This is a genomic window from Microbacterium sp. JZ101, from assembly GCF_053903175.1.
This window is the reverse complement of the sequence record NZ_CP096400.1, coordinates 2,504,760-2,519,232: the sequence shown is the minus strand read 5'-3', so window position 1 is coordinate 2,519,232 and position 14,473 is coordinate 2,504,760. Positions and strand designations below refer to the sequence as shown.

Genomic DNA, 14,473 nt, shown 5'->3' with positions numbered 1-14,473 from the left:
TCAGTTGGCTCCCGAGAACTCGGCGCGGCGCGCGACGATCCAGCGCGCGAACGCGTTGACCGCGAAGGTCACGATGAAGAGGATGAGGCCCGTCGCGATGAGCGTGTTGACGCCCGAGTCGTGCGCCTCCGGGAAGCGGAGGGCGATGTTCGCCGGGATGGGGGTCGGGTTCGTCGAGGTGAGCAGCTCGAACGTGATGGCGCCGGAGGCCGACAGGACCATCGTCACGGCCATCGTCTCGCCGAGGGCGCGCCCCAGACCGAGCATCGCCGCCGACACCATGCCGCCGCGCGCGAAGGGGAGCACGGCCATCCGCACCATCTCCCAGCGGGTGGCGCCCAGCGCGAGGGCGGCCTCCTCGTGGAGCTTCGGCGTCTGCAAGAACACCTCGCGCGAGATGGCGGTCATGATCGGGATGATCATCACGGCGAGCACGAGGGAGGCGGTGAGGATGGTGCGCCCCGTCGGGGACACCTGGCCCGAGAAGAGCGGGATCCAGCCGAGGTTCTCGTTGAGCCACGCGAAGAGGCCGACGAGCATGGGCGCGAAGACGAGGCCGCCCCACAGACCGAAGACCACGGAGGGCACCGCGGCCAGGAGGTCGATGATGTAGCCGAGGACGGCGGCCAGTCGTCGAGGCGCGTAGTGCGAGATGAAGAGCGCGATGCCGATGGCGATCGGCGCGGCCACGATGAGCGCGATCAGCGACGACCAGACGGTGCCGAAGATCAGAGGCCACACGTAGGACCAGAACGACTGGCCGCGCAGCATGTGGTTGTCGGTGGTGTCCGCCTCGAAGGCGGGGATGCTCTGGACGATCAGGAAGAGCGCGACCGCGGCGAGCACGATGAGGATGATCAGTCCGGCGCCGAGGGCCGTGCCGGAGAAGATCCGGTCTCCGAGCCGCTGCTTCGCCTTGATGGGCTCGCCCGGCGCGGGCGCTGCCGGCGGCGCTTCCTCCGCCGTCTTCTCAGAGATGCTCATGTGCTCCCAGTCCTCGGGTCATCGTGGGGGTCGTCGTCTGCGGGGCTTCGCGACAGTGCCCTCGCATCCTGCCGAGGAATCCTTCCTCGGACAAGGGCGCGAGGGCACCGTCGCTCAGCTGTCCGCCGTGAGGTTGTGTCAGTCGACCTGGATGAGGTCGATGGCCGCGAGCACCTGCTCGCGGAGGCCGTCGGAGATCGGCGCGCTGCCCGCGTTCTCGGCAGCGGCCTCCTGGCCCTCGGCGCTCGCGATGTACTCGAGGTACGCCTTGATGAGAGCGGCCTGCTCCTTGTCCTCGTACTGCTCGCAGGCGATGAGGTAGCTCACGAGAGCGATCGGGTACGCGCCGTCGGTGGCCGAAGCCGGGTCGACGTCGAAGACCAGGTCGGCCTCGCCGCGGCCCTCGACCAGCGGCGAGTTCTCGACGAGGAGCGAGGCGGCCTCCGCCGAGTAGGCGACGAACTCGCCGTCGACCTCGACGTGGACCTGGCCGAGGTCGCCGACCTGCGAGGCGTCGGCGAAGCCGATCGTGCCGTTGCCGCCGCTGATCGCCTGGATCACGCCGGACGTGCCCTGTGCGGCCTCGCCGCCCTCGAGCGGCCACTCGTCCGAGGGCTCGTCGGTCCACACGTCCGGAGCGGTCGCCTGGAGGTACGTCGTGAAGGTCTCCTGCGTGCCCGAGGGGTCGGAGCGGTGAACGGGCGTGATCGCGAGGTCGGGCAGCTCGACGTCGGGGTTCGTCGCGGCGATCGCGTCGTCGTTCCAGTTCGTGATCTCGCCCTTGAAGATGCCGGCGATCGTCGCGGCGTCGAGGTTGAGCGTGTCGATGCCCTCGAGGTTGAAGGCGACGGCGACCGGCGAGATGTAGAGCGGCACCTCGACGATGTCGTCGGTCATGCAGGCGCCGAAGCCGCCTGCGGCGACCTCGTCGTCGTCGAACGCGCGGTCGGAGCCGATGAAGGCGCTCGCGCCGGAGAGGAAGTTCTCACGACCCGTGCCCGAGCCCGTGGGCTCGTAGTTCACGGTGACGTCGGGGTTGGCGGTCTGGAACGCGGCGACCCAGGCCTCCTGCGCGGCGGTCTGCGACGAGGCGCCCGTCGCGTCGATCGTGCCGCTGAGCGCGCTGTCGCCGCCGGTGCTGCCCTCCGTCTCGGGGGTGGCTCCACCCTCGTTCGCGGCGCAGCCCGCGAGAGTGAGGGCGGCGATGGCGCCCACGGCCGCCAGGCTCGAAAGACGAGTGATCTTCACTGTGAATCCTCATTCGGTTCAGTGTCAGGGACAGCCCCGCCGGGTCGCAGGGCACGTCGTGACGCTAGGAGTGCCCGGTGAAGAGACTGCGGTGCGCAGGTGAACGGACGGTGAACGCGCCTGGACGAATGCCGAGGACGGCCGACGGCCTGAGCGGCGCCACCTCGCGCGGAGCTCTACCATGCAGGGATGGCGAAGACACCCGAGCGCGAACGCGCAGCGCACAAGGCCCTCCAGGAGGCCGCGAAGGCGGTCTCGACCGCGAAGAAGGCCGCGAAGCGGCTCCCGAAGAAGGCCGCGCAGCGCCTCGAGCCCCTCATCGCCGATGCGGCCGAGATCGCCGGGACCTCGGCCAAGAGCGCTTCGAAGGCGCCCAAGCGCACGGCGCGCCTGGCCGAGGAGGCCGCAGCGGCGCTGCGCTCCGCCACCGAGGCCGCGGTCCGGAAGGCCGAGGAGAAGGCGGCGGCGGAGAAGCCCGTGCCGAAGAAGAAGGACACCGCGAAGCCCGCCGCGAAGCCTGCCGCGAAGAAGGACGCGAAGCCCGCGGCGAAGAAGGACGCGGCGAAGAAGAAGGACGCGAAGCCCGCCGCGAAGAAGGACGCGAAGAAGAACGACGCGAAGAAGAAGGACGCGAAGCGCGCGGATGGCGCGAAGGGCGACCGCAGGAAGGCGACCGAGAAGGAGAAGCGCGCAGCGGACGCGGCCAAGCGCACGGTCGTGCGACCGCCGGCGATCGCGCCGATCGAGCGGATCGTGGAGGAGATCGCCGCGGCGCCCGCCGCTCCCGCTCCACGGCGTGCGCGCCGTTCCGCCGCACCGGAGCCCGCGTCGGACGAGCTGGCCGGCCTCACGGTCCCGGCCCTGCGGGCTCGTGCTCGGGAGGCGGGCCTCTCGGGCTACTCGCGCCTGACGAAGGCCGCGCTGATCGATCTCCTGCGCCGCTGAGCCACGAGGCGGAGACACGCAGAGGGCGCCTCGGAATCCGAGGCGCCCTCTGCGTGAGCGGTCAGAACGCGTAGTCCACGACGACCGGGGCGTGATCCGTCCAGCGCTCGGCGTACGACGCGTGACGATCGACGCGGTACGTGCTGACGCGCTCCGCGAGCGGCGGCGTCGCGAGCTGGTAGTCGATGCGCCATCCGGCGTCGTTGTCGAACGCCTGACCGCGCTGCGACCACCAGGTGTAGGGGCCCGGCACCTCGCCGTGGAAGCGGCGCCCGATGTCGACCCAGCCGAGGCCCGTGCCGGTCGTGCCGTCCGCGCAGTCGACGGTCTCGCCCTCGGCGCCGAGCCAGCGGTCGAAGTAGGCGCGCTCACGCGGCAGGAAGCCCGCCTTCTTGAGGTTGCCCTTCCAGTTCTTGATGTCGAGCTCGCGGTGGCCGACGTTGAGGTCGCCCGTCACGACCGCGAGCGCGCCGTCGGCGGCGAGCTCGGGAAGCCGGAGGTCCATCGCGTCGAGGAATGCCCACTTCTGCTCCTGCTTGGGAGTGTCGGCCTCGCCCGTGAACACGTACGCGCTGACCACCGTGAGCTTGTGACCCTCCACCTCTAAGTCGGCCTCGAGCCAGCGCCCGTTCGACTCGAGCGCGTCGTCGCCCAGGGCGATGCTCGACGCCGTCGGCTCGAGGCGGCTCGCGATCGCGACGCCCGCGCGCCCCTTCTGGAGGGCCTTGTCCTCGAGGATGTGCCATCCGGGCAGCGCCGCGTCGAGGTGCTCGCGCTCGCCGCGCACCTCCTGCAGTGTGAGGATGTCGACGTCGGCAGCATCCAGCCATCCGGCCATCCCCTTGCGGGCGGCTGCGCGGATTCCGTTGACGTTGACTGTGGCGACGCGGATCGTTCGAGACATGATCTCGACCCTACCGAGGGGGTCGGACGTTTCGACTCGCTGGCGCTCGCTCAACGACCGGGGGCGGCTCGCTGCGTTTCGACTCGCTGGCGCTCGCTCAACGACCGGGGGCGGCTCGCTGCGCTCGCTGAGTGTCGACTCGCTGGCGCTCGCTCAACGTCCGGGGGCGGCTCTAGAGGACGCTGTCGCGGCCGCCCTCATGCAGGCGGCCGACGACGCCCTTGACGCGCTGCGCGTGCTCGTTCGTCGTGACGAGAAGGGCGTCGTCGGTGTCGACGACGATGAGGTTCTCGACGCCGATGACCGCGATCACGCGGTTGGTCTGCGACACGATGAGACCCGTGGACTCGTCGACGATCACCTTGTCGTTCGGCCCGAGCACGCTCATCCGCTCGCCGTCGCCGTCGGAGATGAGGTTCGACAGGCTCGCGAAGTCGCCGACGTCATCCCAGTCGAACTGGCCGGGGACGACGGCGAGGCGCCCCTTCGCGGCCGCGGGCTCCGCGACGGCGTAGTCGATCGCGATCTTCTTGAGGGTCGGCCAGACGCGTGCGACGGTCTCGTCCTTGCGCGCGGGGTCATCCCACGCATCCGCGATCTCGACGAGGCCCGCGTGCAGCTCGGGCTCGTTCGCCTTGAGCTCGTCGAGGATGACGTCGGCGCGCGAGATGAACATGCCGGCGTTCCAGAGGAACGAGCGGTCGGCGTAGTAGCGGCGGGCGGTCTCGAGGTCGGGCTTCTCGACGAAGGCGTCGACCATGGCGGCCAGCGGCGCGTCGTCGATGACGAGCTCGCCGCCGGTCTTGATGTACCCGAAGCCCACGGCGGGCTCGGACGGCTGGATGCCGATCGTGCAGATGTAGCCCTCGCGCGCCACGGCGACCGCCTGGCGCACCGTGAACTCGAACACCCGCTGCCGCTTGATGACGTGGTCGGCCGCGAACGAGCCGATGATGACGTCGGGATTGCGGCGGTGCAGGATGGCCGCGGCCAGGCCGATCGCGGCGGCCGACTCGCGCGGGTCGGCTTCCACGAAGACGTTGTGCTCCGGCATGTCGGGGAGCGTGTTCTCGACCTTCGGGCCGTGCGCGCGCCCGGTCACCACGGCGATGTGCTCGCGGTCGGCCAGCGGCAGGAGCCGATCCCATGTCTCCTGGAGCAGCGAGCGGCCGGAACCGGTCAGATCGTGGAGGAACTTGGGCGTCTCCGCGCGGGACAGCGGCCACAGCCTCGAGCCCACCCCGCCTGCGGGGATGACGGCGAAGAAGTCCTTGATCGGTTCTGGCATGAGCACCAGGCTACAAGGCGTCGCCTCCGAACCCCGGGAAGCGCGGAATCACGCGGAGTAAGGGTGCCCTGACCTCTCGACGTCGAGATAGTTAGGCGATCCTCAATGGCCGCTTCGGCGCCCCTGGGAGTAGCCTGAAGGGCGATCGGCGGCAGGTCCACGAGCCGCCTCGCAGGCCCTGAGAGCAGGAGGACGATCTTGTCCGCTACCGCGCGACCGACGCCCCGGGTGTCGGAGACGACGTCGAGAACACCGAGGGGCACCCTGTACCGCGGCCGCGAGGGCATGTGGTCGTGGGTGCTGCACCGCATCACCGGCATCGCCATCTTCTTCTTCCTTCTCGTGCACGTGCTCGACACCGCGCTCATCCGCGTCTCGCCGGAGGCGTACAACGCGGTGATCGGCACGTACCAGCACCCGATCATGGGCATCGGCGAGATCGCGCTCGTCGGCGCGATCGCGTTCCACGCGTTCAACGGGCTGCGCATCATCCTCGTCGACTTCTGGTCGAAGGGCGCGAAGTACCAGCGCCAGCTCTTCTGGGGAGTCCTCGGCGTCTGGGCCGTGGTCATGGCCGGCTTCGTCCCGCGTCAGCTCATGAACGTGTTCGGCGACTTCGGAGGAGGACACTGATGACCGCCGCAGACCTCGCCGCACCCCGCTCCCCGCAGCGGCCCGCCAGCCGCGGTGTCAACCTCGAGAAGTGGGGATGGCTCTACATGCGCGTGTCGGGCGTCCTGCTCGTCGTGCTCATCTTCGGCCACCTGCTCGTGAACCTCGTGCTGCCGGAAGGCGGCGTCCACGCGCTGAACTTCGCGTTCGTCGCGGGCAAGTTCGCGTCGCCGTTCTGGCAGTGGTGGGACGTGCTCATGCTCTGGCTCGCGTTCATCCACGGCGCGAACGGCATGCGCACGATCGTCAACGACTACGTGCAGGGCAAGACCGTGCGCACCGCGCTCGTGTGGGTCATCGGCATCGTCGCCGCGCTCATGATCGTGCTCGGCACGCTCGTGGTGTTCACCTTCGACCCGTGCGCCGGCGTGTTCGGCGCGTTCGAGAACCCCGACAGCGCGCTGTTCGAGGTCTGCCAGGCTGCGGCCAACTGACAGGGATTGACGGAAGAGACGTGACGACACAGCACACCGACGCCGTGCTCAAGGACGGCGTGTACTACCACGAGTTCGACATCGTGATCGTCGGCGCCGGCGGCGCCGGCATGCGCGCGGCCATCGAGGCCGGCCCGGGCGCGAAGACCGCCGTGATCACGAAGCTGTACCCCACGCGCTCCCACACGGGAGCCGCGCAGGGCGGCATGGCCGCAGCCCTCGCGAACGTGGAGGAGGACTCCTGGGAGTGGCACACGTTCGACACGGTGAAGGGCGGCGACTACCTCGTCGACCAGGACGCCGCGGAGATCCTCGCCAAGGAGGCGATCGACGCCGTCATCGACCTCGAGAACATGGGCCTGCCGTTCAACCGCACACCCGACGGCAAGATCGACCAGCGTCGCTTCGGCGGTCACACGGCCGAGCACGGCAAGAACCCCGTGCGCCGCGCGTGCTACGCGGCCGACCGCACGGGCCACATGATCCTGCAGACGCTGTTCCAGAACTGCGTCAAGCTCGGCATCAACTTCTTCAACGAGTTCTACGCGCTCGACCTCATCACCGTGAAGGACGCGGACGGCACGACGAAGATCGCGGGCGTCGTCGCCTACGAGCTCGCCACGGGCGACCTCCACGTCTTCCACTCCAAGGCCGTCATCTTCGCGACGGGCGGCTTCGGCAAGGTCTTCAAGACGACGTCGAACGCGCACACCCTCACGGGCGACGGCGTCGGCATCGTGTGGCGCAAGGGCCTGCCGCTCGAGGACATCGAGTTCTTCCAGTTCCACCCGACCGGCCTCGCCGGCCTCGGCATCCTGCTGACCGAGGGCGCGCGCGGCGAGGGAGCCATCCTCCGGAACGCCTCGGGCGAGCGGTTCATGGAGCGCTACGCGCCGACGATCAAGGACCTCGCCCCGCGCGACATCGTCGCCCGCTGCATGGTCAAGGAGGTCCTCGAGGGCCGCGGCGCCGGACCCAACAAGGACTACGTCTACCTCGACTGCACCCACCTGGGCGCCGAGGTGCTCGAGACGAAGCTGCCCGACATCACGGAGTTCGCGCGCACGTACCTCGGCGTCGACCCCGTCGTCGAGCCCGTGCCCGTGATGCCGACCGCGCACTACGCGATGGGCGGCATCCCGACGAACAACGATGCGCAGGTGCTCGCCGACAACACGACCGTCGTCCCCGGCCTGTACGCGGCGGGGGAGTGCGCGTGCGTGTCGGTCCACGGCGCCAACCGACTCGGCACGAACTCGCTGCTCGACATCAACGTCTTCGGCAAGCGAGCGGGCCGCCATGCGGTCGAGTACGTGAAGACCGGCGAGCTCGTCCCGCTGCCCGAGGACCCGGCGAAGGAGGTGCGCGAGCTCGTCGAGCGCATCCGCACCGCCAACGGCACCGAGCGCATCGCCGACATCCGCCGCACGCTGCAGGAGCAGATGGATGCGAACGCGCAGGTGTTCCGCACCGAGGAGACCCTGACGAACGTCATGGGCACCATCCACGACCTGCGCGAGCGCTACAAGAACATCTACGTCGACGACAAGGGCAAGCGGTTCAACACCGACCTGCTCGAGGCGATCGAGCTGGGCTTCCTGCTCGACCTCGCCGAGATCGTCGCCTACGCCGCCCGAAACCGCAAGGAGAGCCGCGGCGGCCACATGCGCGAGGACTACCCCGACCGCGACGACGAGAACTTCATGAAGCACACGATGGCCTACCTGACCGGCGACCCGCACTCGCCGGACCCGGAGGACCACATCAAGCTCGACTGGAAGCCCGTCGTGTTCACCAAGAACGAGAAGGGCGAGTTCAACTACCCGCCGATGGAGAGGAAGTACTGATGTCGACCGTCGCAGAGGCGCCCGCCGCCGAGACCGCCATCCAGTCGTACCTCGTCACGTTCATCGTCCGGCGCTTCGACCCGGAGACCGACAGCGAGCCCCGCTGGGTCGACTACGACGTCGAGATGTACCCGACCGATCGCGTGCTCGACGCGCTGCACAAGATCAAGTGGGAGGTCGACGGCTCGCTGACCTTCCGCCGCTCGTGCGCGCACGGCATCTGCGGGTCGGACGCCATGCGGATCAACGGGCGCAACCGTCTCGCCTGCAAGACGCTCATCAAGGACCTCGACATCTCGAAGCCGATCTACGTCGAGGCGATCAAGGGCCTGCCGCTCGAGAAGGACCTCGTCGTCGACATGGACCCGTTCTTCGCGGCGTACCGTGACGTCCAGCCGTTCCTGCAGGCGAACAGCGCGCCCGCCAAGGGCAAGGAGCGCGTGCAGTCGATCGCCGATCGCGAGCGCTTCGACGACACCACGAAGTGCATCCTCTGCGCGGCGTGCACCTCGTCGTGCCCCGTGTTCTGGACCGACGGGCAGTACTTCGGCCCCGCCGCGATCGTGAACGCGCACCGCTTCATCTTCGACTCGCGCGACGACGAGGCGCAGGTGCGTCTCGACATCCTCAACGACAAGGAGGGCGTGTGGCGCTGCCGCACGACCTTCAACTGCACCGAGGCGTGCCCGCGCGGCATCGAGGTCACGAAGGCCATCGCCGAGGTCAAGCAGGCCATCCTCAAGGGCGGCCGCTGACCTTCGCCCGCGACGGGGCCCGGGAGTTCCCCGGGCCCCGTCGTCGTGTTTGTAACTATCGCGTTGCGGTCGCCCGGATCGTCGTTTCGCACGGTGTGAGCGAACTAGCGTGAGCATATTGGCCCCGGGTCGGTTCGGGGCCCGCACACTCTGGAGGACAGTGTGAAGACCACCAAGAAGGCTGCGCTCAGCGGTCTCGCGCTCACCGCTTCGGCGGTGCTGCTCGCCGGATGCGGGTCGGCGCCGGAGGAGACCACGGGCGGAAGCGGCGGCGGCGCCGAGAGCGACTTCCTGCCCTGCATGATCTCCGACGAGGGCGGATTCGACGACAAGTCGTTCAACCAGCTCGGCTTCGAGGGCCTGACGGCCGCCAGCGAGACGCTCGGAGTCGAGCCCATCACGGTCGAATCGAATGACGAGTCGGAGTACGCGGGCAACCTGTCGAGCCTCGTCGACCAGAACTGCAACCTCATCGTGACGGTGGGCTTCAAGCTCGCCGCCGACGCGAACGACGCCGCAGAGGCGAACCCGGACGTCCACTTCGTCTCGATCGACGAGATGATCGATCTCGACGGCGACGGAGAGACGGACCAGCCGAACATCAAGCCTCTCGTCTACGACACCGCGCAGGCCGCGTTCCTGGGCGGTTACGCGGCGGCCGCGTACTCCGAGGCCGGCAAGGTGGGCACCTTCGGTGGCGCCAACATCCCGACGGTCACCATCTTCATGGACGGTTTCCGCCAGGGAGTCGAGTACTGGAACGAGCAGAACGACGGCGACGTCCAGGTTGTCGGCTGGGACGGCTCCGACGGCGTGTTCACCGGAGGATTCGCCGCAGACCAGGCCGCGGTTAATGCCGCGCAGGGCATCGTCGACCAGGGTGTCGACGTGCTGCTGCCGGTGGGCGGCCCGATCTACCAGAGCGCCGCATCGGTCATCCGCGACTCGGGTCGCGAGATCGCTCTCATCGGCGTGGACGCGGACGTCTACGAGTCCGACCCGTCGGTCGCCGATCTCCTGCTGACCTCCATCCGCAAGGGCATGGATGTGTCCGTTCAGGAGACGGTCGAGGCGGCAGGCGCGGGCGAGTTCGACGCCACCCCGTATGTCGGCACGCTGGAGAACGGCGGCGTCTCGCTCGCCCCGTTCCATGACTTCGAGGACAAGGTCCCCGAGGGGCTGCAGGCCGAGCTCGATGACATCTCCGCGGGGATCATCGACGGGTCCATCGCGGTCGAGTCCTACCTCGCCGAGTGATCCCTTCGAGTGCGGGGAGGTCGCGTGCGACCTCCCCGCACTCGCACGTCCAGCCCTCTCACTAGGATCGGCATATGAAGCTCGAACTCCGTGGTATCACGAAGCGGTTCGGCGCCCTGACAGCCAACGATCACATCGACCTCGTCGTGCAGCCCGGAGAGATCCACTGCCTGCTTGGCGAGAACGGCGCAGGCAAGTCAACGCTCATGAACGTGCTCTACGGCCTCTACCAGGCCGACGAGGGCACCATCCTCCTCGACGATCAGCCCCAGGCCTTCCAGGGTCCCGGCGATGCGATGCGCGCCGGCATCGGCATGGTGCATCAGCACTTCATGCTCATCCCGGTCTTCACGGTGGCCGAGAACGTCATGCTCGGTCACGAGGCGACGAAGGCCGGCGGAATTCTCGACATCGACGCCGCTCGAGAGCGCGTTCGCGAGATCTCGGCGCGATTCGGGTTCGATGTGGATCCCGATGCCGTGGTCGAGGATCTCCCTGTCGGCGTGCAGCAGCGGGTCGAGATCATCAAGGCGCTCTCCCGGGACGCCCGCGTTCTCGTCTTCGACGAGCCGACCGCCGTCCTCACCCCGCAGGAGACGGACGAGCTGATGGCCACGATGCGGCAGCTGCGCGATGGGGGCGCTGCGATCGTCTTCATCACCCACAAGCTCCGAGAGGTGCGCGAAGTCGCGGACCGCATCACCGTCATCCGTCTCGGCAAGGTCGTCGGCGAAGCCGACCCGGGCGCGAGCAATCAGGACCTTGCGGCGATGATGGTGGGCCGTGCTGTCGAGCTCACGGTCCACAAGGACGCTCCCGGGCTCGGCGAACCGCGCCTCATCGTCGACGGACTCACGGTGGTCGATGATCTGGGAAGCAAGGTCGTCGACGGTGCCTCGTTCGAAGTCCGAGCAGGGGAGATCCTCGCCGTTGCGGGCGTGCAGGGCAACGGGCAGACGGAGCTGACGGAGGCCCTCCTCGGGCTCCAGGAGCGCGTCCACGGGAGCATCCGGCTGGACGGTCGCGAGCTCGTGGGTCGGTCCGTGCGGCAGATCCTCGATGCCGGCGTGGGGTTCGTCCCCGAGGACCGCAAGGAGGACGGGCTCGTCGGCGCGTTCTCGATCGCCGAGAACCTCATGCTCGACCGTGCTCACGGTGAGCCGTTCGTACGGCGTGGAGCGATCCGACGCTCCTATCTGGAGGAGTTCGCGAAGGAGCGATTCGCCGAGTACGACGTTCGGGCGCCCGGGATCGACGCCCCCGTCGGCAGCCTGTCGGGCGGCAACCAGCAGAAGGTCGTGCTCGCACGCGAGATGAGCCGCGACCTCTCACTACTGGTCGCTGCGCAGCCGACGCGCGGCGTCGACGTGGGGTCGATCGAGTTCATCCACAAGCGCATCGTCGCGACGCGCGACGCGGGGGTACCCGTTGTGGTGGTCTCCACTGAGCTCGACGAGGTCGCTGCGCTCGCCGACCGCATCATGGTGATGTACCGCGGTCGCATCGTCGGGATCGTGCCGGGCGACACGCCTCGAGACGTGCTTGGACTCATGATGGCGGGCGAGCCGGCCCCGCAGGGAGGAACGGCAGCATGACCGATGCGCAGCAGGCCACATCGCCATCGCGCTGGCATGTCGCAATGATGAGCATCGCGCGCGCGAACGGCACGATCATCGTGCTCGCGATCCTGCTCTCGTTCGTGATCGGCGGCATCATGATCGCTGCCACCGACGCCGACGTCCAACGCGCTTCCGGGTACTTCTTCGCGCGACCGACGGATACCGTCGCCGCGATCTGGGAGGCGGTCGGCGGGGCGTACGCCGCGCTCTTCCGCGGTGCGATCTTCAACTACGAGGCGGACGGATTCGTTCGCGCCATCCGACCTCTCACGGAGACCCTCACCTACGCGACGCCGCTGATCGCAGGCGGGCTGGGCGTCGCGCTCGCCTTCCGCGTCGGGATGTTCAACATCGGCGGGCGCGGTCAGATGCTCATGGGCGCGTCGGCAGCGGGCTGGATCGGCTTCGGCCTGGATCTGCCGGCGGGGATCCACACGCTCGTGGCGCTCCTGGGCGGAATCGTCGCCGGAGCGCTTTGGGGCGGAATCGCGGGCTTCATCAAGGCGCGCACGGGGGCGCACGAGGTGATCCTCACGATCATGCTCAACTACATCGCGTTCCACCTCGTGTCCTGGATGCTGCGGACGCCGGGTCTGCTGCAGAAGCCCGGGTCCAGTGACCCCAAGTCGCCCGCGATGAAGGAGACCGCGATCTTCCCGTCGCTGCTCGGGCCGCAGTTCAACCTGCATGCGGGCTTCCTCGTCGTCATCGCCGCCACCGTCCTCGTGTGGTGGATCCTGAACCGGTCGAGCCTCGGATTCCAGTTCAAGGCCGTCGGGGAGAACCCGAGTGCTGCGCGAGTGGCCGGGATCGACGTCAAGCGCATGTACGTGCTCGCGATGCTCATGTCGGGTGCCCTCGTCGGCATCGCCGGCGTCGCCCAGGTTCTCGGCACCTCGACGAACGGCTTCGCGTCCGGCGTCGACGCCGGCATCGGCTTCGACGCCATCACGGTGGCGCTTCTCGGGCGCTCCACGCCGTGGGGGACGTTCGCAGCGGGCCTGCTGTTCGGCGCGTTCAAGGCGGGAAGCTTCACGATGAAGGCGGCGGAGCAGATCCCCCTCGAGATCGTGCTCGTCGTCCAGTCCTTCATCGTCCTGTTCATCGCAGCGCCACCGCTCGTGCGGGCGATCTTCGGTCTGCCCTCGCCCGAGCGCGACCGGCGCAAGAAGGAGAAGAAGCGGATGAAGGCGCGATTGGCTGTCGCTGCCGGCACGGAAGGCGGAGAGCGATGAGCGACGCGGTGCGAGTTCCCCCCGCGCTCGCCGCTGACGCGGGCGTGACGCCACTCACCCGCAGCTGGAAGGCACCCATCACCCTCGCCGTGTTCACGGTGCTGCTCGTCATCGTGGCGACGCTCGCGCCGCGGGCCGGGGAATCGACGTTCCGGCTGTCCTCCGAGGGCGACGTGGTCGTCCTGCCGTCGTTGGTCGTCGGCGTGGGCATCGGAGCCTGGGGCTCGATCCTCCTCATGGCGCTGCTGACCGCGGCGGCCGCGTACTTCGTCTCTCGGTCCGCCTCCGTGCCGCGATGGATCATCGCGGCGTTCATCGTCATCGGCGTCTTCGGATTCCTGTGCTGGGCGGCCGCAGGAGCGACGATCCCCGTGACCGGGCTCCTCGCCGGATCGCTCGCCCTCGCGGTACCGCTCATCTTCGGTGCGCTCGGCGGGGTGATCGGCGAACGCGTCGGAGTCGTGAACATCGCCATCGAAGCGCAGCTTCTCGGCGGCGCGTTCAGCGCCGCGCTCATCGCCACGCTCACGGGGCAGCCGATCCTCGGTCTTCTTGCGGCGATCATCACGGGTGTGCTCGTGGCCGCGCTGCTCGCTGTGTTCGCGATCGTCTATGTCGTCGACCAGATCATCGTCGGCGTCGTGCTCAACGTGCTGATCGCCGGGCTCACGAGCTTCCTCTATTCACAGGTCATGCAGCCGAACGCGGCCACTCTCAACACTCCGCCCCGCTTCGACCGGATACCGATCCCGCTGCTTGCGGACATCCCGGTGATCGGGCCCGTGCTGTTCCGTCAGACGATCCTCGTCTATGCCGTGTACGTCGCGGTCTTCGCGGTCTACTTCGCGATGTTCCACACCCGGTGGGGACTGCGGCTTCGTGCCGTCGGCGAGCACCCTCAGGCTGCGGACACGGTCGGCATCCGCGTGGGGCGCACGCGCTTCCTGAACGTGCTCCTCGGAGGCGCGATCGCGGGCGCAGGAGGCACGGTGTTCACTGTTGGGAACGGCATCCCGTTCGGACAGGAGATGACCAACGGCATGGGATTCATCGCGCTGGCAGCAGTGATCTTCGGTCAGTGGCACCCGATCAAGGCGACCCTCGCGGCGCTGCTGTTCGGCTTCGCGTCGAACCTGCAGAACACGCTCAGCGTGATCGGCTCTCCCGTGCCGGGAGAGTTCATGCTGATGCTGCCGTACCTCGTGACCATCTTCGTGGTGGCAGGCGCTGTCGGTCGCTCGCGAGGACCCGCCGCGGTGGGACAGCCGTACATCAAGGGCTAGGA

Annotated in this window: 13 protein-coding genes; 9 read left to right on the top strand and 4 right to left on the bottom strand. The window is 68.5% G+C overall.

Annotation, left to right across the window (positions count from 1 at the left end; genetic code table 11):
- Positions 1-984, bottom strand: a complete 984-nt coding sequence (gene pstC / locus M1D56_RS11660) for a phosphate ABC transporter permease subunit PstC (RefSeq protein WP_271173872.1) — start codon at positions 982-984, stop codon at positions 1-3.
- Between the two features lie 138 nt (positions 985-1,122).
- The gene (locus tag M1D56_RS11655) at positions 1,123-2,232 is read right to left on the bottom strand and encodes a phosphate ABC transporter substrate-binding protein PstS (RefSeq protein WP_271173871.1); all 1,110 of its coding nucleotides are present in this window, start codon (positions 2,230-2,232) and stop codon (positions 1,123-1,125) included.
- A 189-nt stretch (positions 2,233-2,421) separates the two neighbouring features.
- Between M1D56_RS11655 and M1D56_RS11650 the strand changes: the two genes are divergently transcribed.
- Positions 2,422-3,177 (top strand): hypothetical protein, encoded by a 756-nt coding sequence (locus tag M1D56_RS11650; protein ID WP_456283658.1) that lies wholly within the window; start codon positions 2,422-2,424, stop codon positions 3,175-3,177.
- 61 nt (positions 3,178-3,238) lie between these two features.
- Here the strand turns inward: M1D56_RS11650 and M1D56_RS11645 are convergent, their stop codons facing one another.
- The gene (locus tag M1D56_RS11645) at positions 3,239-4,081 is read right to left on the bottom strand and encodes an exodeoxyribonuclease III (protein ID WP_456283657.1); all 843 of its coding nucleotides are present in this window, start codon (positions 4,079-4,081) and stop codon (positions 3,239-3,241) included.
- Between the two features lie 172 nt (positions 4,082-4,253).
- The gene (locus M1D56_RS11640; RefSeq protein ID WP_271173868.1) at positions 4,254-5,369 is read right to left on the bottom strand and encodes a mannose-1-phosphate guanylyltransferase; all 1,116 of its coding nucleotides are present in this window, start codon (positions 5,367-5,369) and stop codon (positions 4,254-4,256) included.
- Between the two features lie 198 nt (positions 5,370-5,567).
- On the opposite strand from M1D56_RS11640, the gene sdhC reads away from it, so the two are divergent.
- The 8 genes from sdhC (at position 5,568) to M1D56_RS11600 (ending at position 14,471) form a co-directional block, all read left to right on the top strand.
- A complete protein-coding gene (sdhC, locus tag M1D56_RS11635; protein ID WP_271173867.1) occupies positions 5,568-6,002 on the top strand; it encodes a succinate dehydrogenase, cytochrome b556 subunit in 435 nt (144 codons plus the stop codon).
- Positions 6,002-6,475, top strand: a complete 474-nt coding sequence (gene sdhD, locus M1D56_RS11630; protein WP_271173866.1) for a succinate dehydrogenase, hydrophobic membrane anchor protein — start codon at positions 6,002-6,004, stop codon at positions 6,473-6,475. The genes sdhC and sdhD overlap by 1 nt, the downstream gene beginning before the upstream one ends.
- A 20-nt stretch (positions 6,476-6,495) precedes the next feature.
- Positions 6,496-8,322, top strand: coding sequence for a succinate dehydrogenase flavoprotein subunit (gene sdhA, locus M1D56_RS11625; RefSeq protein ID WP_271173865.1), 1,827 nt, complete (start codon positions 6,496-6,498; stop codon positions 8,320-8,322).
- Complete coding sequence (locus M1D56_RS11620; RefSeq protein WP_271173864.1) at positions 8,322-9,077, top strand: succinate dehydrogenase iron-sulfur subunit; 756 nt, start codon at positions 8,322-8,324, stop codon at positions 9,075-9,077. Before sdhA ends, M1D56_RS11620 begins: the two co-directional genes overlap by 1 nt.
- Before the next feature lie 162 nt (positions 9,078-9,239).
- Entirely contained in the window at positions 9,240-10,334 is a 1,095-nt protein-coding gene (locus M1D56_RS11615; protein ID WP_455969875.1) for a BMP family lipoprotein, read from the top strand.
- Between the two features lie 74 nt (positions 10,335-10,408).
- Complete coding sequence (locus tag M1D56_RS11610) at positions 10,409-11,929, top strand: ABC transporter ATP-binding protein (RefSeq protein ID WP_455969876.1); 1,521 nt, start codon at positions 10,409-10,411, stop codon at positions 11,927-11,929.
- Positions 11,926-13,188, top strand: coding sequence for an ABC transporter permease (locus M1D56_RS11605; protein WP_455969877.1), 1,263 nt, complete (start codon positions 11,926-11,928; stop codon positions 13,186-13,188). The genes M1D56_RS11610 and M1D56_RS11605 overlap by 4 nt, the downstream gene beginning before the upstream one ends.
- Positions 13,185-14,471, top strand: a complete 1,287-nt coding sequence (locus M1D56_RS11600) for an ABC transporter permease (RefSeq protein WP_455969878.1) — start codon at positions 13,185-13,187, stop codon at positions 14,469-14,471. Before M1D56_RS11605 ends, M1D56_RS11600 begins: the two co-directional genes overlap by 4 nt.
- Positions 14,472-14,473 lie beyond the last annotated feature (2 nt).

Bases quoted from the DNA above. Each gene is read 5' to 3' on its own strand.
- pstC (WP_271173872.1), bottom strand. From the start codon at position 984: ATGAGCATCTCTGAGAAGACGGCGGAGGAAGCGCCGCCGGCAGCGCCC.
- M1D56_RS11650 (WP_456283658.1), top strand. From the start codon at position 2,422: ATGGCGAAGACACCCGAGCGCGAACGCGCAGCGCACAAGGCCCTCCAG.
- M1D56_RS11645 (WP_456283657.1), bottom strand. From the start codon at position 4,081: ATGTCTCGAACGATCCGCGTCGCCACAGTCAACGTCAACGGAATCCGC.
- M1D56_RS11640 (WP_271173868.1), bottom strand. From the start codon at position 5,369: ATGCCAGAACCGATCAAGGACTTCTTCGCCGTCATCCCCGCAGGCGGG.
- sdhD (WP_271173866.1), top strand. From the start codon at position 6,002: ATGACCGCCGCAGACCTCGCCGCACCCCGCTCCCCGCAGCGGCCCGCC.
- M1D56_RS11620 (WP_271173864.1), top strand. From the start codon at position 8,322: ATGTCGACCGTCGCAGAGGCGCCCGCCGCCGAGACCGCCATCCAGTCG.
- M1D56_RS11610 (WP_455969876.1), top strand. From the start codon at position 10,409: ATGAAGCTCGAACTCCGTGGTATCACGAAGCGGTTCGGCGCCCTGACA.
- M1D56_RS11605 (WP_455969877.1), top strand. From the start codon at position 11,926: ATGACCGATGCGCAGCAGGCCACATCGCCATCGCGCTGGCATGTCGCA.
- M1D56_RS11600 (WP_455969878.1), top strand. From the start codon at position 13,185: ATGAGCGACGCGGTGCGAGTTCCCCCCGCGCTCGCCGCTGACGCGGGC.